The 26,226-nt window shown below is 30.7% G+C and carries 22 protein-coding genes; 6 read left to right on the top strand and 16 right to left on the bottom strand.

Going from position 1 to position 26,226, the window contains the following annotated elements; genetic code table 11:
* Positions 1–2 precede the first annotated feature (2 nt).
* The 8 genes from Q4Q35_RS14140 to Q4Q35_RS14105 form a co-directional block, all read right to left on the bottom strand.
* Entirely contained in the window at positions 3–1,595 is a 1,593-nt protein-coding gene (locus Q4Q35_RS14140) for an alanine/glycine:cation symporter family protein (protein ID WP_303278643.1), read from the bottom strand.
* 108 nt (positions 1,596–1,703) lie between these two features.
* The gene (locus Q4Q35_RS14135) at positions 1,704–2,723 is read right to left on the bottom strand and encodes a potassium channel family protein (RefSeq protein WP_303278642.1); all 1,020 of its coding nucleotides are present in this window, start codon (positions 2,721–2,723) and stop codon (positions 1,704–1,706) included.
* 95 nt (positions 2,724–2,818) lie between these two features.
* Complete coding sequence (locus tag Q4Q35_RS14130; RefSeq protein ID WP_303278641.1) at positions 2,819–3,046, bottom strand: PspC domain-containing protein; 228 nt, start codon at positions 3,044–3,046, stop codon at positions 2,819–2,821.
* Positions 3,047–3,183: 137 nt separating this feature from the next.
* Positions 3,184–4,455, bottom strand: coding sequence for a DUF2851 family protein (locus Q4Q35_RS14125; protein ID WP_303278640.1), 1,272 nt, complete (start codon positions 4,453–4,455; stop codon positions 3,184–3,186).
* 105 nt (positions 4,456–4,560) lie between these two features.
* A complete protein-coding gene (locus Q4Q35_RS14120; protein ID WP_303278639.1) occupies positions 4,561–6,240 on the bottom strand; it encodes a PAS domain-containing sensor histidine kinase in 1,680 nt (559 codons plus the stop codon).
* Between the two features lie 53 nt (positions 6,241–6,293).
* Positions 6,294–7,421 (bottom strand): FIST signal transduction protein, encoded by a 1,128-nt coding sequence (locus Q4Q35_RS14115; RefSeq protein ID WP_303278638.1) that lies wholly within the window; start codon positions 7,419–7,421, stop codon positions 6,294–6,296.
* A 244-nt stretch (positions 7,422–7,665) separates the two neighbouring features.
* Complete coding sequence (locus Q4Q35_RS14110; protein WP_303278637.1) at positions 7,666–9,024, bottom strand: pyridoxal-phosphate dependent enzyme; 1,359 nt, start codon at positions 9,022–9,024, stop codon at positions 7,666–7,668.
* Positions 9,025–9,222: 198 nt separating this feature from the next.
* Positions 9,223–10,458: an ABC transporter permease gene (locus tag Q4Q35_RS14105; protein ID WP_303278636.1), complete on the bottom strand. Its 1,236-nt coding sequence runs from the start codon at positions 10,456–10,458 to the stop codon at positions 9,223–9,225.
* A gap of 8 nt (positions 10,459–10,466) precedes the next feature.
* Between Q4Q35_RS14105 and Q4Q35_RS14100 the strand changes: the two genes are divergently transcribed.
* Positions 10,467–11,756 carry an exo-beta-N-acetylmuramidase NamZ family protein gene (locus Q4Q35_RS14100; protein ID WP_303278635.1) on the top strand — a complete coding sequence of 430 codons (1,290 nt, stop codon included), beginning with the start codon at positions 10,467–10,469 and terminating at the stop codon, positions 11,754–11,756.
* A gap of 97 nt (positions 11,757–11,853) precedes the next feature.
* Here the strand turns inward: Q4Q35_RS14100 and Q4Q35_RS14095 are convergent, their stop codons facing one another.
* Together Q4Q35_RS14095 and Q4Q35_RS14090 are read right to left on the bottom strand one after the other, a co-directional pair.
* On the bottom strand, positions 11,854–12,690 hold the full coding sequence (locus Q4Q35_RS14095; RefSeq protein ID WP_303278634.1) for a sterol desaturase family protein: 837 nt from the start codon (positions 12,688–12,690) through the stop codon (positions 11,854–11,856).
* Between the two features lie 24 nt (positions 12,691–12,714).
* Positions 12,715–13,206, bottom strand: a complete 492-nt coding sequence (locus Q4Q35_RS14090) for a YkgJ family cysteine cluster protein (protein WP_303278633.1) — start codon at positions 13,204–13,206, stop codon at positions 12,715–12,717.
* Between the two features lie 113 nt (positions 13,207–13,319).
* Between Q4Q35_RS14090 and Q4Q35_RS14085 the strand changes: the two genes are divergently transcribed.
* Positions 13,320–14,015, top strand: coding sequence for a class I SAM-dependent methyltransferase (locus Q4Q35_RS14085; protein ID WP_303278632.1), 696 nt, complete (start codon positions 13,320–13,322; stop codon positions 14,013–14,015).
* A 147-nt stretch (positions 14,016–14,162) separates the two neighbouring features.
* Here the strand turns inward: Q4Q35_RS14085 and Q4Q35_RS14080 are convergent, their stop codons facing one another.
* From Q4Q35_RS14080 to Q4Q35_RS14065, 4 genes are all read right to left on the bottom strand, one after another.
* The gene (locus Q4Q35_RS14080) at positions 14,163–14,744 is read right to left on the bottom strand and encodes a DUF1287 domain-containing protein (protein WP_303278631.1); all 582 of its coding nucleotides are present in this window, start codon (positions 14,742–14,744) and stop codon (positions 14,163–14,165) included.
* A gap of 104 nt (positions 14,745–14,848) precedes the next feature.
* Positions 14,849–15,472, bottom strand: a complete 624-nt coding sequence (locus Q4Q35_RS14075; protein WP_303278630.1) for a hypothetical protein — start codon at positions 15,470–15,472, stop codon at positions 14,849–14,851.
* A 99-nt stretch (positions 15,473–15,571) separates the two neighbouring features.
* Positions 15,572–17,308 (bottom strand): porin family protein, encoded by a 1,737-nt coding sequence (locus Q4Q35_RS14070; protein WP_303278629.1) that lies wholly within the window; start codon positions 17,306–17,308, stop codon positions 15,572–15,574.
* 39 nt (positions 17,309–17,347) lie between these two features.
* Complete coding sequence (locus Q4Q35_RS14065; RefSeq protein ID WP_303278628.1) at positions 17,348–20,389, bottom strand: tetratricopeptide repeat protein; 3,042 nt, start codon at positions 20,387–20,389, stop codon at positions 17,348–17,350.
* Between the two features lie 259 nt (positions 20,390–20,648).
* Here Q4Q35_RS14065 and Q4Q35_RS14060 point away from each other — a divergent pair, with 259 nt between their 5' ends.
* Genes Q4Q35_RS14060 through Q4Q35_RS14045 form a run of 4 tightly spaced genes read left to right on the top strand, consistent with a single transcriptional unit; the run spans position 20,649 to position 23,857 of the window.
* Complete coding sequence (locus Q4Q35_RS14060; protein ID WP_303278627.1) at positions 20,649–21,332, top strand: cell division ATP-binding protein FtsE; 684 nt, start codon at positions 20,649–20,651, stop codon at positions 21,330–21,332.
* Positions 21,307–22,071 carry a class I SAM-dependent methyltransferase gene (locus Q4Q35_RS14055; protein WP_303278626.1) on the top strand — a complete coding sequence of 255 codons (765 nt, stop codon included), beginning with the start codon at positions 21,307–21,309 and terminating at the stop codon, positions 22,069–22,071. The genes Q4Q35_RS14060 and Q4Q35_RS14055 overlap by 26 nt, the downstream gene beginning before the upstream one ends.
* Positions 22,071–22,928 (top strand): glycosyltransferase family protein, encoded by an 858-nt coding sequence (locus tag Q4Q35_RS14050; protein WP_303278625.1) that lies wholly within the window; start codon positions 22,071–22,073, stop codon positions 22,926–22,928. The genes Q4Q35_RS14055 and Q4Q35_RS14050 overlap by 1 nt, the downstream gene beginning before the upstream one ends.
* Positions 22,925–23,857: a glycosyltransferase family 2 protein gene (locus tag Q4Q35_RS14045; RefSeq protein WP_303278624.1), complete on the top strand. Its 933-nt coding sequence runs from the start codon at positions 22,925–22,927 to the stop codon at positions 23,855–23,857. Before Q4Q35_RS14050 ends, Q4Q35_RS14045 begins: the two co-directional genes overlap by 4 nt.
* Positions 23,858–23,881: 24 nt before the next feature.
* Here the strand turns inward: Q4Q35_RS14045 and Q4Q35_RS14040 are convergent, their stop codons facing one another.
* Positions 23,882–24,997, bottom strand: coding sequence for a glycosyltransferase family 2 protein (locus Q4Q35_RS14040; protein ID WP_303278623.1), 1,116 nt, complete (start codon positions 24,995–24,997; stop codon positions 23,882–23,884).
* A complete protein-coding gene (locus Q4Q35_RS14035; RefSeq protein ID WP_303278622.1) occupies positions 24,987–25,862 on the bottom strand; it encodes a hypothetical protein in 876 nt (291 codons plus the stop codon). Before Q4Q35_RS14035 ends, Q4Q35_RS14040 begins: the two co-directional genes overlap by 11 nt.
* Between the last annotated feature and the right edge of the window lie 364 nt (positions 25,863–26,226).

Raw genomic sequence — 26,226 nt, 5'->3', positions numbered from 1 at the left:
TATTATTTCTTAGATTTTATAGCACTCAAATATTTATTTAGTTCATCTCTAACTTTTGGAGCTAGAATAACTAAACCGACCATATTTGGAACCATCATGGCAAATATCATAGCATCAGAAAATCCTATTACCGAACCTAAACTTGCAGCTGATCCAACTACTACAAACACACAAAATAATAATTTATATGTGTACTCTGTTTTTTTAGTTCTTCCAAATAAATATGCCCATCCTTGAAAACCGTAATACGACCAAGAAATCATAGTACTAAATGCAAATAAAACAACTGCTATAGTTAGTACATATGGGAACCATGAAATTGCTGATTCGAAAGCTCCTGAGGTTAACAAAATAGCTTGCGCATCATTTAAAGAGGCATTTTCTGCGGTTACGTTTCCTGTAATAATTAATACTAACGCTGTCATGGTACAAACTACCACTGTATCAATAAATGGTTCTAACAAAGCAACCATCCCTTCACTTGCTGGATATTTAGTTTTTACGGCTGAATGTGCAATTGACGCTGATCCAACTCCCGCTTCATTTGAAAATGCTGCTCTTCTAAACCCTTGAACTAATACTCCCATAGCTCCACCTGCAACACCCTCTGGACTAAATGCTCCATTAAATATTTGAACAAATGCATCACCAATCATATTAAAATTAGCAAATATTACAAATAGCGAAGCTGCCACATAAATTACCACCATAAAAGGAACTATTTTATCTGTAACTTTTGCTATTTTTTTAATACCGCCTATTATCACTATACCTACTAGAACGGCCATTACAAGTCCAAACAACCAACCTCTTCCATGTAAAAATGATTCATTTCCACCTGTTATATTTTCTACTAATTGAAACGCTTGATTAGCTTGGAACATATTTCCTCCTCCAAATGAACCGCCAATTACAAATATGGCAAACAATACTGCTAACACTTTACCTAGTACTGTAAATCCTTTAGATTTTAACCCTTTAGTCAAGTAATACATTGGACCTCCATAAACAACCCCTTCTTCAGAGATGTCTCTGTACTTAACCCCTAGTGTACATTCTACGAATTTTGACGCCATTCCTAATAGACCTGCAACAATCATCCAAAACGTAGCTCCTGCCCCTCCAATAGAAACAGCAATGGCCACACCTGCAATATTACCTAGGCCTACCGTGGCAGATAGCGCTGCTGTTAATGCTTGAAAGTGCGATACCTCTCCTTCGTGCCCTTCAATCGCTATAGTTTCAATAGCATCTCCACCTGGTGTAGAATCGCCAGCTGCTATTAGAGACTCATGGTGGTCAATATCATCGTATTTTCCTCTTACAATATTAACCGAGGTAAAAAAACCTCTAAAGTTTATTAGCTTAAAATAAAATGTGAAATATGTTGCTCCTATAATTAAAGGAAATAACACCCAAAACACCTTAATATCGTTACCAAAATCTATTTGATAAAAAATAAAACTCACAAACCACCCTGTTGCATCTCCAAACTTTTCATCGATTATTTGATCAACACCTTTTTCGGTGGCCTCTTGTGCAAATGTTAAAAATGGTAATATTAAAGTAACTATTGAAAGAAGAAATTTCTTCATAAGGAAATCGTATTAAATTAATTTTATTGAAAAATTCGTATTAAAAGCTAGCAAGATGCTAAAAAAAAATGATTTTTTAAAACAATGCTTGTTAAAATCAAAAATTCCCTAATTTATATTGTATGTCGAATTGAGTGCTTCAATCTGTTCTGGCCTACCTAAAACAATAATCTTAGAATTTGATGCTAATTCCAGTTCTGCCTCAGGATTTACCAAATATTCGCCTTTCTCATCTTTATAACCAATAACGGTACATCCTGTTTTTTTACGAAGGTCTAAATCTTTAATAGTTTTTACTTCTTTTGTAGTATATAATTTTTCTATAGCGATTTCTTCTATATTAATATTTGATTTTCCAACTATAGAAAGGTTATCCACAAACTCCATTAAGCCAGGAATAACGACTAAAGATGCCATGTGATCTCCTCCAATTTTATCAGGTAGAATAACATTATTGGCTCCAGCCAACTTTAATTTATTATATGATGTTTCTAAAGATGCTCGGCTTATAATATTTATAGATTTATTTAACTGTCTGGTTGAAAGTACAACGAATAAATTATCGGCATCATTAGGCAATGCCGATATTAAACAGGAAGCCCTATCTATTCCTGCTTGAAGAAGTGTTTCATCTTCGTTGGCATTACCAATAATATAAGGAGTCCCATCAATTTGCATACGTTCTTCTACCTCTTTATCCTTTTCAATAACTACAAAATGCTTGTTGTAAGCTAAAAGTTTTCTGGCTGCTTGCCTCCCATTTCTGCCATAACCACAAATTACAATATGACCTTTGTAACTTTCTATCTTTTTTTGCATCTTTTTATGTTTTAATTCTTCAATGTCATTTTTACTCAAAATATACTCTGTAATTATTGAGAGGGCGTAACCTACAATAACCACACTTGCCAAGATTAAAAATATAGTGAAAATTTTCGATTGGTTATCAAGCGGGACCACTTCTCCAAAACCAACAGTTGTCATGGTAATAACGGTCATATAAAGCGCATCTACCCAAGAATACCCTGATAACATCTTATATCCTGTAACACCTATTAGCAAAATAACTACTAATAAAAATATAGCCGTATATATTTTGGTTCTAAAAAATTTTATAAGTGGGTTCACTGGTAGTTTTTATTTTTTTGGTGGGCAGATGTAATTCATTCAATAATATTAGAAAATTGGTTTAGTTGCTCTAATTTTTATATTTATTTTATAAATTATAAATCGAAAACAGATGAGCGTTTAGTATAGACTAAATCTTTTATTCGCATCCAAAAAGCTAAGAACAGATACAGCGCAAAACCAAACCCAACGGTTACAAACGTTACATACATAAATGATGTTCTTACCACCTTGGCCCTAATACCTAACCTATCTGCTATACGCTGACAAACATAATAACCATGCTTTTGAAAAAACAGTAATGGTTTATAAATATTATTCATGCTGCAATTTAAATATAAAATTTAATAAAATTATATATTTTAGATTCTCACTGAAGTTTATCTCTAGCAAAGCCGAAAGGTGGAATAATAAATTCGTTGAAAACTAAAAGAAATACTCAAATTGGTACGAGTTATTATTATTTAATTATTAAAGCATTACCAACGGCACATTGTAAACATTTGTTTTTATCGCAATAAGCTGTTTTAAGCTGGATGAGAGCTTGTGAGTCTAATGATGATTTTGTAGTCTTTTTTAAGTTATTAAATGCATCGATGATGCTATTCTTTTCTGAGGTAATTGAAGTAGCTATTTTTATAATATCTGAATCTGCCTCTATTGCTCTTTGTTTTGCATAACAGAATTTGAGAGGTAGTATTGTATTAATTATCAATAGGTCTATAAACGATTTTGTAAGTGTTTTTTTAATTGATTTTGATTCTTTTTGAAACGTATAATGTGTCTCCCAAAACTTTGATGTTGATACTTTAAATAGCTTATACAAATCATCTAAATGATTTACTTCTATAATCTTTGAAAATAGGTTTTGATGTTTAAAGTATAAACTTGCCAATTGCGACAATCTAATGGTTGGAAAGTTTATAGGACGTAATCTAAAAAAGTGACATGGTAATACTTGGCTATTTTGTAATTTAAACTTTTGTTTTAAAAATTGGTACTCTTTAGTCAAATTTAAATAATATGCACCTTCTATATCCTGTTTCAACAATCCAGACTGACCAAATAGTAATGCTTCTAAAGCTTGTTGATTTGACTGCAATTTTCTAACTACCGAAAAATCTATAGATTGAGCCAAACTAAAAAATGAATCTCCGTTTACTTTAAGCCCGAAACTTTTAGATAACATTCTAAATAACACAGCTTCCCAATCATTTTTAGATTCTTTTAAAAGCGATTCTATTGTTTTAGTTTTTCGTTCTAGACGTTCTAAGTACAAATGTTCTAACCAATTACTCAAAACAAAATCATTAACACTTGCAAAATCATGCTCACAATTAATCCATTTGTTTTGCTCGGCAAACAACTTTTCGTAATTAACTAAAACACTTTTATCAATTAAGTCTTTTAACTCTAAAGTAGGTATTACTTTATTATTTTTTCTAAAAATATCTGTGTCATGTTCCCAAACCACATGCAAAATAACATTATCGTATGCGCTGTCTTGTTCGTGATTATGTAAAAACCAATCGGACGATTTCACATGAATCTCTACGTTACCTGCCCAAAGTAACTCATCAATTATAAGTTGTGAATTGAGAAAATCTGGACCTGAATTAAAGTTATGTTCCCCTACAGTATTAATTTTTACGGTTTCACCTGTTACTGATTTGAGGTGATTTATTTGAAATTTTTTATATTTCCAGATATAGTGTAAAAAATTTTCTTGCATATAACTAAAATCAATATTTGTAAGCAAGATACAAATATAAGAGTAAGATTAAACTTACTTTTTATGTTTTTTTAGTTACTTGGAAATATATTTATGTGGAAATAATCACATAGCTTTTTTATTATAAGCTTTGCTATAAGATTTTAGTAATTTATACAACTTTTCAGGATTAAAAGGTTTCCCCATAAATCCATTCATTTTATATTGTTCTGTTTTCTTTTTAATATCGGTTTGGGCAAAAGCTGTTAAAGCAATTATTGGCACATTAGCTTTGTTTTTATCTTTTGATTTTCTAATAATTTTTGCCGCTTCATATCCATTTATCTTAGGCATTTGCAAATCCATAAGTATTAAATCATAATCCTTTTTATCAAAGAGGTTTAATACTTCTTCTCCATTTTCTGCAATAGTATATGTGATTCCCCATTTAGCAAAAAAGCGTTTGAGTATTAGCACATTCATTTTATTATCTTCTGCAACTAGTACATCTATATTAATAGGCTCATAATCTGGTTGCATCTTGATCATATCAGGTTCATAAACACTTAGCCTGTTACTTATCTTATAAGTAATTTCAAATGAAAATGTAGACCCTTTACCTAATTTACTTTCAACTATTAAATCACTATCTTGAAGGTGTAATAGTTTTTTACTTATAGATAAACCAAGACCTGTACCTCCATATTTTATGGAAGTCTCAGAACTTGCTTGCATAAAGCTTTCAAAAATAGATTTCTGTCTATCTTTTGATATTCCTATCCCTGTATCTATGACTTTAAAAACGAGGGTTACTTTATTTTCTTTTACTCCTAAATTTTTAACATTAAGATTGATACATCCTTTTTCGGTAAACTTCAAAGAATTGCTTAATAAATTTTTAATTATTTGAGTTAGCTTTAATTTATCTCCAATTATATTATCTGGTACATCATTTTCTTTAATTACGTTAAAGATCAACCCTTTCTTCTCTGTTCTTAAACTAAAATGAGACCTTATATTTTCTAAAAAATAATTTAGACTAAAATCCTTTTCTACTAGTTTTAATTTTCCAGATTTTATTTTATCAAAATCTAATAAATCATTTATTAATCCTAATAGGTGTTCTCCCGAATATTTTAATGCTTTTAGATTTTCTAACTGATCGGGCAAGTGATCTTCCATTAATAAAATATTTGTTAATCCAGTAACAGCATTTAATGGTGTCCTAATTTCATGAGACATGGTAGACAAAAATTCATCTTTAGATTTACTTGCTTTCTGTAATTGTATTTCTGTTTCTTTGAGGTTTGTTACATCTGTTATGGTTCCTATATATCCAATTAGTTCTCCATTACGATCTTTAATGAGTTTTGATTTTACTTCAAACCACATTAATTCGTCATTTTTCTTATTCTTAAATATAAACTTAATATGTTCTTTCTTTCTAGAAAACAATTTATCAAATCGTTCAGACCCATCAATATTCTCTCCGTGTAAAAAGTGTCTAAAACTTTTTCCTATGGCACTACTTATAGGAATTCCCGAATATTCCGCCCATGCATTATTTAAAAAAGTAAAATTACCCTCTAAATCTGTTTCAAAAAGAACACCTCCTATATTGTCTACAATATTTTCTAATTTTTTGTTAGTATGGTCTCTTTCTTTTATTAATTCTTGATTAGCTACAAATAGTTCTTTAGAACTTTCTTCAAGAATATTTTCGATATGTTTTACATCATTATCAAAACTTTTATAAGCATCGTTAACCATATTAAAAAACCGGACATACTCTAGGTTCTCAGACATGTCTAATCCTGTTTTTTTAAGCTGACGCTTTAAGAGTCTATGATAATCTTTGTTTAACATTCTGAAAGTGTCGTAATAGTCATCGTTTGATTATGTAATTCGCAAGGCGAAAATTCTCCAAAAGGAGCAATTTCTCCGTATGAATAAAACCCAGTAATACTAGGTTTTTCTCCTATTACTTCTCTAACAGCTTCTACTTCTTCTTCAACCAATTGTTTAAGTACTAGGCGACGCCCTACACAACTAATAAGAATAGCTAATTCTGTATTTTTTTCCTGTTCTTTATTGGCTCCTATTGCAGAATCTGCTGCACCATCTATTAATCTATCAATATTAGCCTTCATTAAACGAACATAGGCCCCTTTTGGAATATTACCTGCAAATGTTAAACTTTGGTTTTCTTCATCTACGGCTAAAATGGTTCTAACAACCGGGGTTGAATCTTTGTCTAATCGCATGCTTAAAGGAAATAATAATCCTGAACTTGGAAGATTATCTGCTTGCTTTCCTAAAAAGGATTTATATAACTCTAACGCTGGTAATCCATCTAATTCATAAAGCACATTTTTCTCCGATTTTGTTACCAATCGTTCTATACCAAAACTATCCCATCCTCCTTTTGAACTAAATCCTACTTTTAAATGCTCTCCATAAAAACCTAAAGCTATAATAGTTTTATCTACTATTTTATCACCATTAATAACAAATGTTTTATTAAAGTCTGAACCATCGGCAGCCAATCCTCCTGTTATACTTACATTAGGGACTATCGATTTTAAGCCAGAAACTAAATCTGCTCCATTAACATTAAGCCCATCACTTAAAACTAATACATGTCGCAAATCTTCATTATACAGGGTTTTGGCTAAATATTGCCCAGATTTATAGCTACATTCCATATCAATAATTTCGATTGACGCTTTTTTACAAACAACTTTGTCTAGTTGTATTGCTGTTAAAGATATCGTCCCATCTTTTACAGTAATATCTGATATTTCACCTGCTGTTGAACACCCCATTATGATAGCTTCCGGATACTTATTATTTATAAAATCCAGCACTTCTTTTTTTTGACTAAAACTTGGGGAAACAAAAAGTAGAAATATATTGGCTTCAATATTTAAAATCGAAATATTTTCTAGCCATTTATCTTGTTGTAGAGATATTTGTTGAACATTCATAACGGATATTTTACAGTTAGCACTTAATGTATTTTGTCGTTAAATTTATACATTTCATCGAAAATATAATAAAATCCTGTATAAACAAAATTTTTTTTAAAGTTTTTACTTACAGAGGTTTAAAGAAAAAACACGAACTCAAAGTTCTATTATAAAATAGAATCACACACAACATTAAAAAGTCGCATAAAAAAACCCTGAATAAGTTTATTCAAGGTTTTATAAATTATGTTTCTATTATTGGTTACAATACACTAATAATATCATACTTGGTAATAATTTGATATTCATCATTGCTTAGTTTTACCAATACAGCATTATTATCTCTATCAAATAATTTAGAAATAGCTTCAATAGGTGTATTTTTACTAACTATTGGAAACGGCTTATGCATAACTTCTTTAATTGGTAAATTAGAAATGTCTTTATTTTCAATATATTTTCGTAACAAATCCGCCTCATCGACTGCACCAACAAATCCTGACGAATCTTCAACGGGTATTTGGGAAATTTTATATGCCTTCATACGCTCAATAGCATGAGAGACTAATTCTTCTGTCTTTACTGTTATTAAAGGTTTGTCTAAATGATTATTAATAACGTCTTGCGCACTGGTTAGTTTATCTTCAATAAATCCACGATCGCGCATCCATTCATCATTAAACATTTTTCCAACATAGCGGCTTCCATGATCATGAAATAAAACCACCACGACATCGTCTTTCTTAAATTGATCTTTTAATTGCAGAAGTCCTTTTATGGCTGCACCTGCTGAGTTACCAAGAAACATACCTTCTAATTTTGCTAATTTTTGGGTATAAATTGCAGCATCTTTATCGGTCACTTTGGTAAACCCATCTATAACGTCAAAATTGACATTTTTCGGTATGATATCTTCTCCTATACCTTCTGTAATATAAGGGTAAATCTCATTTTCGTCAAATATTCCGGTTTCATGATATTTTTTAAAAACTGAACCATAGGTATCTATGCCCCAAACTTTAATATTCGGGTTTTGCTCTTTTAAATATTTACCAACTCCAGATATGGTGCCTCCTGTTCCAACTCCCACCAAGAAATGAGTTACTTTACCGTCGGTTTGTTTCCATATTTCAGGCCCTGTGCTTTCGTAATGTGCTGCTGTATTACTTAAGTTATCGTACTGATTTACATACCAGGAGTTCGGCGTTTCTTCTGCTAACCTTTTTGAGGTTGAATAATATGATTTTGGATCTTCGGGGTCAACATTGGTTGGACATACTACAACTTTACTACCTACTGCTCGTAAGATGTCCATTTTTTCCTTACTCTGTTTATCGCTTATAACACAAATCGTTTTGTAACCTTTTACTACAGCCGCTAAAGCCAATCCCATTCCTGTATTACCAGATGTACCTTCTATAATAGTTCCTCCCGGTTTTAACCGCCCATCTGCCTCTGCATCTTCAATCATTTTAACAGCCATTCTATCTTTTACAGAATTGCCGGGATTAAATGTTTCGTATTTTGCTAAAACTAAGCATGGTAATTCCTCTACCAGTTTATTTAATTTCACCAATGGTGTATTACCTATAGTGCCCAATATATTCTCAGCATATTCCATAATATGAGTTTTATATTACAAATTTAAATTAAAAAGTTAATTATTAGCGCATTAGTAATACGACTCTTTGAACTTACTCAAGACAGGTTTATCCTTTTGGTGATGCTTAAACATGTTCTGTATAAGAAAGATATGTTCTTAAACTGTGCTTAATGTCCTTTAGGCACGTACAAAAAGGGATCTCAAAATATTAAATAATTATTCAAACCTAATGGCTTTTACAGGAGATATTTTTGTAATGATATACGATGGTATTAAAAGCATAAGTAAACAAAGTAAAAGTGTACCAATGTTTAGTGAAATAATATAGCCTAAATTAACGTAAATAGGAACTTCAGTAACATAGTACACACTTGGATCTAATGGGAATAATTTAAAATATTTTTGGGCGAAGATGAGTCCTAACCCAATAATATTCCCCCATAATAACCCGAGTAAAATCAAATAAGATGCATTATATAAAAACAATTTACGGATGCTCCAATTATTACTTCCTATTGCTTTTAATATCCCTATCATTTGAGTACGCTCTAATATTAAAACAAGTAATGCAGTTATCATGTTAATACCTGCTACAAGTATCATGATACCTATAATACCATAAATATTTTTATCAAAAATTTGAATCCAATCAAAAATAGAAGCATACTTATTTGTAATTGTTTCTGCATTAAGTACAGAGGGTATATTTTGATATATTTCGATGCCTTTTCTTTCTATTTCATTGTAATTATCAATAAACACTTCAAAATTCCCAATTTGATTGTCCTTCCACCTATTTATTCTTTGTAAATGGCGAATGTCACCGACGATGTAATTCGCATCAAAATCCTGAAACCCTGAATTATAAATCCCAACAATATGATACGTAATAATATTTGGTAATTTTTCCGGATCATCTTTTGGAAACACCATTTGAAATGTTTCGTTAAGTTTTAACTTTAGCCTATTAGCCAAAAATTGAGATATTAAAACCTCTTCATTTCTTTTACCTGTATAGTCTGGAAGTTTTCCTTCTAATAAAAATTCTTTAAAATAGTTCCAATTGTAATCGGCTCCTACACCTTTTAAATAAACGCCTTCAAAATCAGTTTTAGTTCTAATAACTCCAAACTTTGCTGCTACCGCTTGAACATGACTAATACCTTCAACATTTTTAAACTCCGGATAAAATTCTTGGTCTTTAGATATCGGAACAATATTTTCCTGAGAACTATTACTATCATAATTGGTGATAGTAATATGCCCATTGAAGGCCACTACTTTATCACGAATTTTATGTTGTAGGCCTATACCTGTGGCTATAGCTATCATCATCACTACAATGCCAATAGCAATTGCTGCAATACCTATTTTTATTATTGGTGCCGATATACTACTTTTATACGCTTTACTACCAATAATTCGTTTAGCTATAAAAAACTCGTAATTCAAATTATTCTATGAGATTTAATGTTTTCAAAAATACAGTTTTATTATTTGTTTTTGTAATGATTTCTTGTGCTTCTAAAGCAAAAAGTAAATTAATTACTAAAAATAAAACACATTTTTCCATAAAAAATGATAGTATAATTACGGTTGGAGCTAACCAAATTGATGCTTATTTACCTTTATTAAAAGGCAAACACGTTGGTATTGTTGCGAATCAAACATCTGTAATTTTTACAAAAAAAGATTCTATTTTTTTAGTAGATCCGGAAACTAATGAAACTCAATTTGAAAAGGAATTTTATCGTAATACACATTTAGTAGATTCATTATTGTCTCTAAAAGTTGATATAAAGAAAGTATTTTCTCCCGAACATGGTTTTAGAGGTCGTATTGATGCTGGTGAATTTGTTAAAGATGGTATCGATACTAAAACCAACTTACCGCTTATATCGCTTTACGGGAAAAACAAAAAGCCTACCAAAGAACAACTTGAAGGTTTAGACATCGTTATTTTTGATATTCAGGATGTAGGTGTTCGTTTTTACACTTATATTTCTACCTTACATTATATTATGGAAGCTTGTGCTGAACAAAATATTCCTGTTTTAATATTAGATAGACCAAATCCTAACGGGCATTATATCGATGGCCCTACTCTAGAAATTGAGAATAAAAGTTTCTTAGGTATGCACCCCATACCTTTGGTTCATGGAATGACAATTGGTGAGTATGCACAAATGATTAATGGTGAAAAATGGTTAGATAAAGGTTCTAAATGCGAGATTATTATTATTCCTTTAAAAAACTACACGCACAACTCTTTTTATAGCTTGCCTATTAGACCTTCACCAAACTTACCTAACGATCAATCCATAAAATTATACCCTAGCCTCGGTCTTTTTGAAGGTACTAATATTAATGCCGGCCGTGGTACTGAATTTCAATTTCAAAGATATGGGGCTCCTTTTTTAGATAAAACAATCTTTAAATTTACTTATACACCTATAGCTAATTTTGGTGCTAAATACCCTAAGCATAAAAATGTTACGTGCTATGGTAAAGATTTAAAGGATGAAGAACTTAATGGTATTATGACACTAAAATGGGTGATTGAAGCCTATCAAAATTCGACGGATAAATCTCTATTTTTCAATACAGATAATTTCACAAAACATGCTGGAACAAATAAGCTACAACAACAGATTGTCGCTGGTATGTCTGAAACCGAAATTAAAGACACTTGGCAAAAGGATTTGGAACTATATAAAAAAACACGGAGTAAATACCTTATTTATAATTAATACCAACTAAATTTTAATTTGATCGGATAACTACTGTTTAAAATGTTCAGACCAGCTAGGCTTTAAAACATGACAAGTCTTGTTTTATATTTCTCCTTTATTCTCTAATAGAAGTCGTCGGTTTTCTATATTTCTGAAACGGTTGTTTTAATAAGTCTTTAATGTTGCTATTTTCTTTTTCATCCGGAAACACATCAACGCCGTATACAATTTTATCTGTATCTAATTCCATGTACGTTCCAAAAAGTCTATCCCATACAGAAAAAATATTTCCGTAATTAGAGTCTGTATATGGCATTTTATAATGGTGATGTACTTTGTGCATATCTGGTGACACAATAATATAACTTAACAGATTATCTACTTTTTTAGGCAATTTTATATTAGCGTGATTAAATTGTGTTGCTATAACCGATAGTGATTGGTACAATAAAACTAGTGCAATAGGAGTCCCAATAATAAATATACCTATTAAGGTAAATATATAACGGATAACACTCTCTAAAGGATGATGCCTATTGGCTGTAGTTGTATCTACATGATGATCTGAATGGTGTACTAAATGCACCATCCATAGAGGTTTTACTTTGTGCTCAATTAAATGAGGCAAATAGGCTCCAATACAATCTATTAAAAAAACACCTAAAATACTATACAACCATAATGGCATTTCCGGAAGCCAATTAAGAATTCCAAAATTATTAGCAGCAACCCAATCGGATGATTTTAAAAATAAAAATGCTAATGGCAGGTTTACTAGTATGGTTGTTATTGTAAAAAATATGTTTGGTATTGCATGCCTCCATTTTTTGTAGTTAACTCCAAATAATGGTACTATACCTTCAATAATCCAAAAAAAAGTTAAACCTCCCACAATAATGATACCTCTATGTAGTGGTGGAATGGTTTCAAAATAATTTAAAATGGTTTCCAAATAAAATATTTTTACTAAATATACTTATTTTATTCTTTTTTTCATATTCTCAACAATGTCAAAAGCTGCGGGACACATAGCCACATTTTTTAATGTTAGATTTGATATTTGCTGAAACTTCTTCCTGTCTGTATGTGGAAATTCTCTACAGGCTTTTGGTCTTACCTCATAAATGGCACAATAATTATCGGCTCCCAAAAAAACACAGGGCACACTTTGCAATACGTAATCATTATCTTCATCTATGCGTAAATACTTATTTATAAATTGTTGTGGTTTTTGCTTAAAATGCTTCGAAATTCGCTCAATATCTTTATCTGTAAATAACGGGCCTGTTGTTTTACAACAGTTAGCACATTCTAAGCAATCTGTACGTTCAAATGTCTCATCATGCAATTCCTGCATAATATAATCCAAGTTTTTTGGTGGCTTCTTTTTTAATTTCGCGAAGAACTTTTTGTTTTCGTTATGCTTATCTTTGGCGAGCTTAGGAAGGTTTTTAATGATGTCTTGCATGGTATAAAAATAGTACTTTTCATCCTTACGAAGGAAACAGGAATAAAACAACCTCAATAGTAATAATAAATTAAAAAGATTGCCATGACTAAAAAGTCTCGCAAAGACAGCTTATGAAAGACCTTTTCGGAAATGCTTTATTAGATTATCAAAATGGTAATTACACAGAAGACCTTGTTACTTCTACAAGTATTTCTAGTGAAGATATTCTACCTCTTCCTTATTTATTTCGTGATTTTAAAGACATGCCCAACTTAGAGCAAAAAGCCTTAAAACTAGCCAAAGGTTCTGTTTTAGATGTGGGATGTGGTTCTGGAAGCCATAGTTTATATTTACAGGAAAAAGGGTTAAAGGTAAAAGCTATTGATATCTCTAAAGGAGCTATTGATGTTGCTAGACAACGTGGCATTATAGATGCCGAAGAAAAGAATCTTTTAGATGAAACCGAATCCTTCGATACTATTTTATTACTCATGAATGGCACAGGGATATTTCAAGAATTGTCACAAGTTTCAGAATACTTATCACATTTAAAAAGCCTTTTAAAACCTAAGGGGCACATTTTAATTGATTCTTCTGACATAAAATATATGTATGAAGATGAAGATGGTGGCCTCTGGATAGATACTAATTCCAACTATTATGGTGAACTTGATTACTTTATATCTTATAAAGGCGAAAAAGAAATACCTATGAAATGGCTTTATTTAGATTTTAAAACCTTAAAACTAGCTTGCGAAACTGTTGGTTTAAATTGTGAACTTGTTTTAGAGGGGGAACATTTTGATTATTTGGCGCGGTTGAGTTGAAAAGTCATTCCTGCGTACTCATTGAGCAGTTTGTAATGAGTTCCTTGTACTGAGCATAGCTTAGTAAACCGTAGTAAGTCAAATAAAGACTGGAACCTACTTAAAATTATTCCGTTTAATTCATGAAATTCCTGCATTCACAGGAATTTAGCTTTCAAGCCTATAATGCCCAATAATTTTAAAATCGAAAAGGCAATCTTCTAAAACTTGCCCAGAACCTATATTATGAACAATTAAATACCGTTTTCCATCATTCGATTTTTTATTTACCACAATTCCAATATGAGTAATAGCACCTCTTAAATTCCAACAAACAATATCACCTGGTTTATAATCATCAGGATTTTGAGTCACTTCCTTTTCTGCTCCTTGTCGTTTAAAATATGTCATTAAATTTGGTACACGTCTGTGGTCGATATTTTTATCGGTATTTTTCAGTCCCCATATTTTCGGATATAAATCAAAATGTGCTTTCATATCTTCGTGAACTTCTTTTTGCAAATCAATTCCTATCTTCCTGTAAGCTCTAATAACAACATCTGTGCAGACACCTTTATCACTAGGCACATCTCCATTAGGGTAAGCTATTGAAAAATAACTTGGATCGTAAGTCACTTTTTGTTTTGTTAATTCTAAAGCACAATCTGAAAGTGTTGCTTCTTGAACTGCACTTTGAGCAATCCCTAAATTGAAACACAAAATTAAGATTACAAAAAGTACTTTTTTCATAAATTTGTTATTTACTTTGCCAGATTAAGAAAACATCATGAGTTTCCCAGCTTCTTGGAAATGCGGTAAAAAGAGTCAATTATTTTAGAAATATAGCATTTTGATTATTTGGCACAATTATCATTATAATACTTAACTAAACTTTCCAAATCTTTACGTCTATACTTTTTATCTTCTATTCTTGACACTAAAACAGCACAATCGTTAAAATATTCTGATGCCCGTTTCTTAAATGACTTTAATTCAACATAATTAAAAAGAATTGCTTCCTCATTATTTCTTACCAATAATGATTCTTTATAAATACTTCCTCTATTATTAGAACTATTAGAAACAGTTCTTTTAACTAATTTAACTGATCCATCTATAATGAGTTCGGCAAAACCCAATTTATCCTTCTTTCTATTCTTACTTTTAATTATAGGTATATATACTACTGTTTTTTTTTCTCTTCTACCTTTGGTTTTATAATTCAAATCAAAAATAATTTTTTCAATTTCTTCAGGAACAAATTTTGTACTTTTCATTTGTTTCCCTTTAATGTACCTTAAATATTCTTTTGAACCGAAAGGAAATGTAAGTCCAACATCGATCATAGTCAATCTAGCTTTACCACTTAAGACTGTTCCATCTTTAAAAAAAATTTCAGCTGCACACCAGTCTTTATATTGTGAATGCGCTAAAATTGATATAAACACCAAAATAGTTGTAAAAATATTTTTCTTCATTACATGAGTTTAAATATATAAGACTGTTATCATTATAGAAACACACAGGCTCTGAACCAAGTTCGAGTTACCATCATGAGATTCCCACCTTCGCGGGAATTAGAAGTCAAACTTATAAGTCGCTCCGGCTAAAAACTGAATACCTTGTACTGGAAAACTTTGCCAACGTTGATATGCCTTATTATTAATATTATTAGCTTTTGCAAATACCGATAGTTGATCATTAATATGATATCCTAAATGCGCATTGGCATCAAAATAACTATCTAAAACAATAGTCGTGGCTAAAGGGTCTGGCAATAACGAACCCTCTAATTCTAATTGATCTTTACGCTCTCCTATATAAAATAGATTAGCTCCAGCAAACCAATATTCGTTTATTTGATAATCTAAAAATAAAGAACCTTTAATATCTGGTAAATTCCAGGCTTCTTCCTCGATATCTGCTGAATAACTAAAATACTCTGCTTTTAAACCTAATTTAAAGTTCCTATTTACATCTACATTTATTTCTCCTGCGACTCCAAAAGTATCAACGTCATCATACACAATTCCAAACGAGTTTCCATAGTCATAATTATTCTCTGGTGCCAAGTTTCTTATAATATTTGTTTTATATAATGCTTTATCTCTATCGGCTATATAGAATCCGCTAATATTATAACTCATATTACTGGATAATTTTCCTTTTAACCCAATATAGGCATTGTATAATTGGTCTGTTGGTATGATGAATAGGGTTGGAGAGACAAAAGGGTTTTCGGTCGCAAAATCATGATATGAATTTTGAATTAAGTCTCCTTCAATACCTCCATAAGCAATTAATATGTCGTTCACCAATCTGTAGGTTGCGGTTATATTAGGGTATATATAGAATTTATTTTTCTTTGCTTCAGAATCTCTTAAATAATAGGAAGAAATACCTAAGTTAACAGTTAAGTCGTCCTGTTTCATTTCGTAAGTTGGTGAAATTCCAACTTGAATATTCTTATAATTAAATTCTGTATTTGTTGTATAACTTCTATCAAACGTTCCGCCTAAATAATCAAACTTAATATCTGTAGAAATCTCTATATCGTTAATTGGCACATCTATTTTAGCTTTCACGATAAACCTGTTTTCTCCTGAGCCTTGGTTGTCTCCAAAACGTCTAAAAAAGAAACTTCCGGAATTAATATATGTATCTTCGAAAGTAATATCGCCTCCAAAATGGGCATTAAAAAATGAGTGTTTCACATCAATACCATCAGTAACTGCTGCTGTGACTTGAGACTCTGGCACACCATACCAATTATAGGTTTGATGTTTAAACCCTCCTTCTACATTCCATGCTAAGTACCTCAATCGACTTGAATAATTTATATTGACCTTAGAATTAGAAAAATCATCATCAAAAGACAAGTTTTCAATACCGCCTTGCGATGAGTGATGGCTTATATAACCTCCTACACTTTCTGTTCTGCTAATAGCGTGATTTAAATAAACTTCTCCTAAAATGGTGGTATAAGTTCCAACACCTAAAGTTGCATAATTGTCGAATAATTTTGTTGGCTTTCTTTTTTCTACAACCGCTGCTTTTCCTTTTGCTGGTGTAAATGTTGATGCTACTGGAAATGAAAAAATGTTATATTTAATTTCCTTTTTAGTTTCGGTAGTTTCATCTTCTAAAGTAGGAATCTCTTTTACCTTAAAAGCATCGGATATTGTTGGGGTATATGGTTTTACTACATCTATAACCCCTGTATTAATCGTATCATTTTTTCTGTCCTGTGAAAAAGAAACTGTAGTACTTATTGTGACTACTGTAACTAATATATTCTTTATGTGCTTTCGCATATATTTTGATTTACGTTTTTTGATTTACGATTGACGATTTTAATTTTCGTCCGGTTGAATGGATGAATTCGTTTTTGCCTCTTCGGTTTTAATTTTCCTTAACTCGTCTTTTGCCTCTGAAACTACATCGTTAAATTCGGCAAAGTTTTCAATAACACTTTCTAAAATATAAGTGGCTTGAAACGCATCGTTTAAAGCATAAAAATTCTTTGCCATAAGCACTAGTCCCTTAGCACTATAATATTTATAGCCTGAAAAGTCTTTGGCTAATTTTTGAACCGATTTATTAGATGCTTCATGCTTACCTTCTTTATTCTTGAAATAAGCATTGTAATATAATGCTTCGGCTGCGGTTTCTCCCGTGGCTACTTTTTCTACTTTTCCATAGGCGGTTTTAGCTTTTTCTTCATCGCCTGTTTTTATAGCTGAACGTGCTATAATTATATGTGCATCACTTTTTATTTTATTATCGATTTTTGAGCTACCTAATACCTTTTCGGCATAAGTAACTGCTTCATTATAATGTTCTAATTGATAATTTGCCTTCATCAAATTAGATTGTGCAAATATGACATTCTGAGGAAAATTGGCTTCTTCTTCCAGTCTTAATAATAAAGGCATTGCTTTATTCCAACTTTTGGCTTCTAAATGGTGTTGAGACAAACGCGAAAGCGCTTCTTCTGTATATTCGTTTCTCGATGCTTCGACTATATATTTATAATGAGGTGCCGCATTGGTCGTTAGATCTTTTTTGTAATATAACTGTGCTATATAAAAATGGGCTTGTAGGGCATGCAATCCGTTAGAGAATTCATTTAAGTACTTATTAAATTGCTTTATAGCCTTATCTGTATTACCATCTAAATACTGTTTTTCTGCGGCTTCGTATGTTGCGTTATCTAAATCTGTATCTGTAACCTCAACATAATCCAAAGTTCGAACCCAATTTGCATAATCATCAACACGTCCTAAATCTATATAAATCAACTTGGCTGTTGCTACAGACTGAACCGCTTCTGGAGTACCAGGATAATCGGCTGCTACTTTTTTAAATTTTGTTAAGGCGCGTTCATTTTCGCTGCCATTATAATAAACCAACCCTTGACGTAACAATGCTTTTGGCACAAAAGAACTCATTTTATATTCTGAACTTAAGCGGTTGTAAATCGTCATGGCTTTATCAGTTTCATTGGCTTTAACATATGAATTACCTAGCTCGTACATGGCATCATCCCTCAATTTTGATTTCGGGTATTCTGAAATAAACTGTTCCAGTTCTTTTATTTTTTTTGAAGTTTGCCCACTATAACCTGCACTGATTGCTTTTTGAAAAAACGGATAATCAGACTCTATTTCATTTAACTTAATGGCATTATTATAAGCATTGATGGCGCTTTTGTATTGACTGGAAACAAAGTATCCATCGCCTAATCGTAAATACGCGTCGTTCAATCTTACTTTATCTTCTTTCTTATTGGAAATGAATTGATTGAAATACTTAGTCGATTGATCGTGATTTTTTAGCTTGAAATATGTATAAGCTAAGTTATAATCTATGTTTTCACTTTCTGGTGTTGATAATGATGTTGTTTCTTGCTGAAATTGTTTGAAACCAACTAAAGCATCGTCATAATTTGTTAAATTATAATCTGCTTCTGCTTTCCAAAATGTGGCACGAGCTGTATATTTAGGATCTCTTGGTTCTTTTAAAGATTCATCAAAAAGTGATTCTGCTTCTAAATAATTATTCTCATTATAAAGCTCTAAACCTCTATAGAATGCTACTTTTTGATATGCCACTTTATTTTCGAAACTCTTTTTTCCTTCTAATAATTTAAGGGCTTCTTTATAGTTTTTTGAGGTAATATAAGAATCTATTAATAGAGTCTCTATTTCTTCTTTATAACTTGTATCTGGGTATTTCTCTAAATAACCTGCTAAAACTTGTGGAGCCGATTGGTAGGGGTTTCCAATTTCATAACTGATTTTTGCATAGTTTAACCAGGCATCTTCCTGAATTTTTAAATCAAAATTCATTTGAGACGCATATCTAAATGCGTTTAATGCTTCTTGCTTTTTATTCAGATTAATATAACTTTCTCCTAAATGATAATAGGCATTTTGTGCAATTGAGTTATTTCCATCAACTATTTTATTAAATTCCGAAATGGCACTTTCATAATCACCTTGTTTATAATGGGCATATCCTAATTGGTAATAATCGGTATTATTCCATTTCCCACTTCTATCTCTTTTCCCTTTTTTTCCTTTATAGGCTTTTAAATACGGAATCGCTTCGGCATATTTTTCTAGGTTAAAATAACTCTCTCCTATTATTTTTGATAATTCTGACACTTCATCTTCATCGCTTCCATCTAACCTCTCTTCTGCTAACTTTATAGCTTTCTCAAAATTTCCTAATTTGAAGTTTAAATCTGCTTGATAATAGGACAACTTTTCTTTGTATCGTTCTTGATCGCTTACTTGGTCGAAATATTCATTTGCTTGATCGTAATCATCTCCTTCATAAGCCATAAAACCTATGTAATATTTAGCTTGTGAACCAAACTCCTGAGAGTTTTCTACTCGTCCTAAATATTTTTTAGCTTCTTTATATTGTTTGGTAGAAAATGCTGAATAGCCATTATTGAAATTATACTTTTCTTTCTCTTTTCTATCTAATGCATTTTCATCAACTTTATCATACCACTTTCTTGCATGGGGATATTTAGAATTCTCAAAGTAATAATCTGCTACGTCCACAAAAGCAGTATTTCGTTTTGTACTAGTTGGATAATCTTTTACAAAATCCTCCACCAACTGGTCAGCATTTTGTTGATTTAAACGCACTGCACAATTAGCTATATAGTATGTACAATCCGACTGTAAAATATCTTCTTTTGCTGTTTTCTTTACATTGCCAAACAAAGACTGAGCTGCAAGGTACTGTTGATTATTATAAAGGGATAAGGCTTTTTGATAATCAACTAAATTACTGGTATAAGTGGCAGATTGTTGTGCCACAATGTGCAAACTAAAACTAATAGCCATCAAGAGGGATACAATATTCTTTCTAGTCATTAACGATTCGTTTTTAATTTAAGATCAAAGATAATTGAATATGAAACTTATAACGTAATAATCGTGCCATAATTATAAACCGAGTTATTAAATGTTAAAAATCCCTCTCTGTCCTTCGGACATCTCTCCCAAAGGGAGAGGAATAAAAACAATTTCGCTATAAAGTATTTAGATTTAATTTTTGAGATTTGGATTTTGGGATTTGGGATTTGAGATTTTTAACAATACATTTACAACACTTAAAAAATGCTTTAATTATATGTCAAAACCTATTTTACAGTTAAAAAACGCTTCTATTTTTCAAGGTGACAGTCTTGTACTTTCGAATGTTAATGTTGAAATTAATAAAGGAGATTTTGTTTACTTAATTGGAAAAACGGGTACTGGTAAAAGTAGTTTTATGAAAACCCTTTACGGTGATTTACCCTTAACTGAAGGTGAAGGTAATATTGTAGATTATGATTTAAAACACCTTAAAGAAAAAGACATTCCTTTTTTAAGACGTAAATTGGGTGTTGTTTTTCAAGATTTCAAATTGCTTACAGATAGAACTATTAATGACAACTTATTGTTTGTCTTAAAAGCTACTGGTTGGAAAGACAAAACAGAAATGGATACGCGTGTTGAAGAGGTTTTAGCTAAAGTTGATATGAAAACGAAAGGCTTTAAGTTTCCACACGAGCTATCGGGTGGTGAACAACAACGTGTTGCCATAGCCAGAGCTTTACTTAATAATCCAGAGCTTATTCTTGCTGATGAACCTACGGGAAATTTAGACCCGCAAACCAGTGTGGAAGTTATGGAAGTACTTCAGGACATTAATAAAAATGGTAATACTATTTTAATGGCTACTCATGATTATGCTTTGTTACTTAAGTACCCTAGTAAGACACTTAAGTGTGATGAGAATGCGGTTTATGAAGTGGTGCAAAGAAAAGGTTAACATGTATTATTTCATAAAAAAGAACATCAAAGCTGTAATCCCTGAAAAATTTCTATTTAAAAACGAATTGTTTTTTCGACGATTCCATGGTTTTTTCTATATAGGAAACAAACATCAATGTTCTATTTGCAATAAAAAATTAAGAGCGTTTATTACATTAGAAAACAAAGACTTAATGTGCCCTATTTGTGGTAGTTTGTCCAGAACCAGAAGACTTTGGAGTTTACTCAATTCAAATAAATCTATCAAAAATAATATTTTACACTTTTCGCCTCCAAGAAGTATTTATAGACAATTAAAAAAAATACAAGAGATTAATTATTATAGCACAGATTTCACAGATGCTTTTTTAGCCGATTATAAATTTGATATAACCAATATAAACCAAAGTGACGAAAAATTTGACCTTATTATATGCTATCATATTCTAGAACACATTATAGAGGACATAAAAGCCATGAGTGAACTCTATAGGGTTTTAAAACCCAATGGTGTTATATATATACAAACCCCTTTCAAAGAAGGAGGTATTTATGAAGATTATAGCATTACATCTCCTGAAGAAAGAGAACAGCACTTTGGTCAAGATGACCATGTTAGAATATACTCTCTCGATGGATTAAAAAACAGATTAGATAATTGTGATTTTAATGTTTCAACAATCACTTTTGGCAACCAAGATGATGATTTTTATTTAGGTTATTTATCTCCCGAAACCATTTTAATTGCTACTAAGTAATGCTTTCGATATTAATTCCAGCATATAACATAAATACTACTCTTTTAGTTAAAGAACTATACAACCAAATAATAGAGTGTAATATAGAATTTGAAATATTGGTGTATGACGATGGCTCTAAATCTTCTATTAACATTACTAACAGAGAAATAAATCTTTTAAAAAATTGTACTTTTAAAGAGTTACCAAACAATATAGGAAGAAGTGCTATCAGGAATTTATTGGCAAATGATTCAAAATTTGAAAATTTATTATTCATTGATGCTGGTACATTCCCTAAAAAAAAGAGCTTTATAAGAGATTATATTTCATTAAAAAATAAAAATGTAGTCCATGGAGGCATGACAGCTATGGATGAGACACCAAAACCTCCTTTTAAACTAAGATGGGTTTACACAAAAAAACGAGAAAGTAAAAAAGGGTTACACTCTTGTAATTTTTTTGTTAAAAAAAATATATTAAAAAAAAATCCATTCGATGAGACTCTAAAAAAATATGGTTATGAAGATGTTTTGTTTTTTAATTCATTAAAAAAAAAGAATATTCCTGTTTATAGTATAGAAAACCCTGTAATTCATAATACAGACGATGATGCTAATACATTTATTAGGAAAAATGAAGATGCTATTGAAAATTTGGTTCGTTTAATCAATGACAATAAATTAGAAAAAGATAAAGTTGGAATATCAAAATATTACTATCAGTTGAAGAAAATTAAGTTAGATCGGTTGCTTATAAATGTTTTTAAAATTTTAAAGCCGTTTTTAACACGAAACTTTAATTCATCATATCCTTCTTTATTGCTATACGATTTTTATCGTTTGGGGTATTTTTGTTTATTAAAAACTAAAAAATGACACCATTTTTCTCTGTAGTCATACCATTATATAATAAAGAAGGCTTTATTGAAGAAACTTTAAAAAGTGTATTAACTCAATCTTTTAAATATTTTGAAATCATTATAGTAAATGATGGTTCTACAGATAGAAGCGAAGATATAGTAAACAGTTTTAAAGATTTTAGAATAAAAATATTTACTATTAAAAATCATGGTGCATCTCATGCTAGAAATTACGGTATTAAAAAAGCCAGTGGGAACTATATAGCTCTCTTAGATGCCGATGATTTTTGGTATGAAAATCATTTACTAACCATATTCCATTTAATAAATGAGTTTCCTGATATGGGAATGTATTGTAGTGGTTACAATATATTATTAGGTGGTAAACATTATAAAAAATCAAAACTAAAATATATACCATATGGTTATAAAGGATTAGTAAAGAATTATTTTGAATCAAATTTATACGATTCAATAGTAAATTCTTCTGCTGTAGTTATCCCTAAATATATATTTGATAATATTAGTTTTTTTGATGTAGATCTGAGATCTGGACAAGACACTTATTTATGGACCCAAATAGCATTAAAAAATAGTGTAGCTATCAATAATATAGTTACTTCTATCTATGTAAAAAATGATAACAGCCTTTCAACAAGTAAAGCAACTGAAGATCGATTATTATTATTAGACAAATTTATAGAGCAAGAAAAAACAAATAAGTCTTTAAAAAAATTTATGGATATGAACAGATATGCTGTTGCTCTAAATTTTAAAATGACAAATAATATTCTTAGCAAATCAATATATAAAAATATTGATCCGAACAACTTAAGCCTAAAACAAAAAACCATCTTCTTAATGCCCAAGAATTTGTTGAGATATTTATATAGTCTAAAAACGAAATTAGACAGGAAAGGGATCTTCTTTTATTTATATCGATAGTTTTTATATCAAAATTGAAAGAAATCAATCATTTTCTTTTAATCCCAAAATACTAAAAAAGAAACTAAATAAGATTAATTGAGTTCCTAGAGCTACTACCATAGTTGCTGGTACTATTGTCTTTATGGTTAAAACTATATGAGTCTCTTCCTTAAACCCTAAATAATATAAAACAAATCCTAATAGGATAAATAGCAATCCTGTAATCAATCCCCTTTCTAAGGTGAAATACAAGAATAAATTATTATAACTTTTCTTTCTGGGTATTAATCCATGATTGGTAGCATAAATTTTGGTAAGCGCATAAAAAACCACAAACTGAAAACTTATTAAAAACAAGCCTGCAAAAAGGGGCACCCACTTTAAAGTTTTTGTTTCATTGCCAACCATAGTTGCAAGTGTTCCGCAAATGCCTATTAGCATAAAAAATATCCCCGGAATTAAAAATAACCACTTTGGACTGTACAACAGAAGAAACCTTAAATGTCTCCACCCATCTGGAAATGTTCTTAAATGAGCTTTTCTACTTCTTCCAGCTGGGAATACAGTTGTTGGCACCTCAATTATTCTTAAATTTAACATGGAAGCTTTTACAACTATCTCTGAGGCAAATTCCATACCCGTAGTCGATAAATCCATATTATCATAAGCTTCTCTTCTAAACCCTCTCAAACCACAATGAAAATCACCTATATTAGTTTTAAAAAACAAATTTCCAATAAATGTTAATACAGGGTTTCCAACATATCGATGCAAAAGAGGCATTGCCTTTTTATTAGTCTCTCCTTTAAAACGGTTTCCCATAACTAAATCATAGCCTTCTCTTAATTTTTCAATAAAAGGATTAAGATTGAGAATGTCGTGGCTATCATCTGTATCTGCTGTAATTATATATATTCCACAAGCCCCCTCAATGGCTCCTCTTGTAGCATTTCCATAGCCTTTTTTTTTAATATTAATTACTTTAGCACCTAAACTTTTAGCTATTTCCTGAGATCCATCAGTACTTCCATTATCTCCTATAACTACTTCGCCATTTATATTATTGTTCTTCATAAAAGTCATTGCTTTCTGAATACACTTGGCAATCGTTTCTGCTTCGTTTAAGCAAGGCATAACAATAGATAGTTCAAAACTCATGAGTTGTATTTTTCTTTAAAACTTCATTAAATAGCAATATTATCACAGCGAAAATAACCCAATCAAAATAGAATATATAGCGTTTAATTGAATGCACAACCAAGGCAATAAGCATATTATTGGCAAGCATAAACAAAATTGCCAAAACTATAAATTTATAAGTATTGTTATTTCTTTTTCTTAGATAGAACAAACCATATGCAAATAGCATTAAGAACATAAGTAATTGTTTGAATGAGCTAAAAGAGTTTTTTAGGTTTTTAAAAACCAAAATACTCCAGATTTTAAAATTTTGTTTTATTAATGGAAAAACCATTTTTGAGCACAACTTATTCAAACTAATATTTTGCTCGTAATAATTGAGTTCTTTTAGTTCAAAAAACTCTAATCCGAGTTTATAAATTCTTTTATTACAAATTTTAGTGAAATTTTGCTGATAAAATTGATAATCGTCAGTTTCAAAACTCAAATTTTGGTCACGCGTTAATTCTGCTTCATATAAACTATCATAAATCAATTTAAAATATGTTTTCTCATCTTCTTCATCAAAAAGATTTATATCATCTTCATTGGCTATATAAAACGGAGAACTTATTAAATGTACATAGTTCATAGCATTGTTTACATAATACCCAAACACGACCTTATTGTATACTTTTTCGGTTAAACTAGTTATAAATGGTAACGCTATTAGTATAATTAAAAATTTATAATTTTTTGCAATGGTTTTATTTTTAAAAATTAAATAGGCTACGGTTAAAATCAATACCGGAATAATAGCTGTAAACTGACCTCTTGTTAAAATAAGCAGAAAAAGAATGGCACAAATTTTATAAATATAGCTTAATTCCTCTTCTACAAACATTTTTAAGGCATAGCTAAAAATGATTAAAAAAAGCGAATATGATATAGCTTCTGTTAAAATTGAATTGCATAAAAAATGCAAATAAACGCAAGGCGCCAATAATATTAGCTGAACAAACAATAGCCCGACCGCATGAATTTTAAAAACCTTGTTTAGGCTTTTAAGAAAAAACCTCGTGGCCAAAACGATTATTCCAAATTGACTTAAAATTAATGGCAATTCAAAATTATCGCCAAAAATAGTTGTTAGTACATAGAGAAATGTGCAATAAACCGGCGAATGATTGAAAGCCATATCTAAAAAAGTATAGCTATCCGGGTAATAAATGATATCTTTATTGATAACAAAGATACCAACGATCACA

The sequence above is a fragment of the Flavivirga aquimarina genome (assembly GCF_030540835.1).
Taxonomy (GTDB): Bacteria; Bacteroidota; Bacteroidia; order Flavobacteriales; family Flavobacteriaceae; genus Flavivirga; species Flavivirga aquimarina.
The sequence above is the reverse complement of the archived record's forward strand: the minus strand, read 5'-3'. Positions and strand labels throughout refer to the sequence as shown.

Excerpts from the sequence above, each read along its gene's own strand:
- Q4Q35_RS14125 (WP_303278640.1), bottom strand. The coding sequence starts at position 4,455 with ATGCAAGAAAATTTTTTACACTATATCTGGAAATATAAAAAATTTCAA.
- Q4Q35_RS14100 (WP_303278635.1), top strand. The coding sequence starts at position 10,467 with ATGAGATTTAATGTTTTCAAAAATACAGTTTTATTATTTGTTTTTGTA.
- Q4Q35_RS14055 (WP_303278626.1), top strand. The coding sequence starts at position 21,307 with ATGAAGTGGTGCAAAGAAAAGGTTAACATGTATTATTTCATAAAAAAG.
- Q4Q35_RS14130 (WP_303278641.1), bottom strand. The coding sequence starts at position 3,046 with ATGAATAATATTTATAAACCATTACTGTTTTTTCAAAAGCATGGTTAT.
- Q4Q35_RS14120 (WP_303278639.1), bottom strand. The coding sequence starts at position 6,240 with ATGTCTGAGAACCTAGAGTATGTCCGGTTTTTTAATATGGTTAACGAT.
- Q4Q35_RS14110 (WP_303278637.1), bottom strand. The coding sequence starts at position 9,024 with ATGGAATATGCTGAGAATATATTGGGCACTATAGGTAATACACCATTG.
- Q4Q35_RS14090 (WP_303278633.1), bottom strand. The coding sequence starts at position 13,206 with ATGCAAGACATCATTAAAAACCTTCCTAAGCTCGCCAAAGATAAGCAT.
- Q4Q35_RS14050 (WP_303278625.1), top strand. The coding sequence starts at position 22,071 with ATGCTTTCGATATTAATTCCAGCATATAACATAAATACTACTCTTTTA.
- Q4Q35_RS14080 (WP_303278631.1), bottom strand. The coding sequence starts at position 14,744 with ATGAAAAAAGTACTTTTTGTAATCTTAATTTTGTGTTTCAATTTAGGG.
- Q4Q35_RS14115 (WP_303278638.1), bottom strand. The coding sequence starts at position 7,421 with ATGAATGTTCAACAAATATCTCTACAACAAGATAAATGGCTAGAAAAT.
- Q4Q35_RS14075 (WP_303278630.1), bottom strand. The coding sequence starts at position 15,472 with ATGAAGAAAAATATTTTTACAACTATTTTGGTGTTTATATCAATTTTA.
- Q4Q35_RS14065 (WP_303278628.1), bottom strand. The coding sequence starts at position 20,389 with ATGACTAGAAAGAATATTGTATCCCTCTTGATGGCTATTAGTTTTAGT.
- Q4Q35_RS14070 (WP_303278629.1), bottom strand. The coding sequence starts at position 17,308 with ATGCGAAAGCACATAAAGAATATATTAGTTACAGTAGTCACAATAAGT.
- Q4Q35_RS14085 (WP_303278632.1), top strand. The coding sequence starts at position 13,320 with ATGAAAGACCTTTTCGGAAATGCTTTATTAGATTATCAAAATGGTAAT.
- Q4Q35_RS14045 (WP_303278624.1), top strand. The coding sequence starts at position 22,925 with ATGACACCATTTTTCTCTGTAGTCATACCATTATATAATAAAGAAGGC.
- Q4Q35_RS14060 (WP_303278627.1), top strand. The coding sequence starts at position 20,649 with ATGTCAAAACCTATTTTACAGTTAAAAAACGCTTCTATTTTTCAAGGT.
- Q4Q35_RS14140 (WP_303278643.1), bottom strand. The coding sequence starts at position 1,595 with ATGAAGAAATTTCTTCTTTCAATAGTTACTTTAATATTACCATTTTTA.
- Q4Q35_RS14035 (WP_303278622.1), bottom strand. The coding sequence starts at position 25,862 with ATGTTTGTAGAAGAGGAATTAAGCTATATTTATAAAATTTGTGCCATT.
- Q4Q35_RS14040 (WP_303278623.1), bottom strand. The coding sequence starts at position 24,997 with ATGAGTTTTGAACTATCTATTGTTATGCCTTGCTTAAACGAAGCAGAA.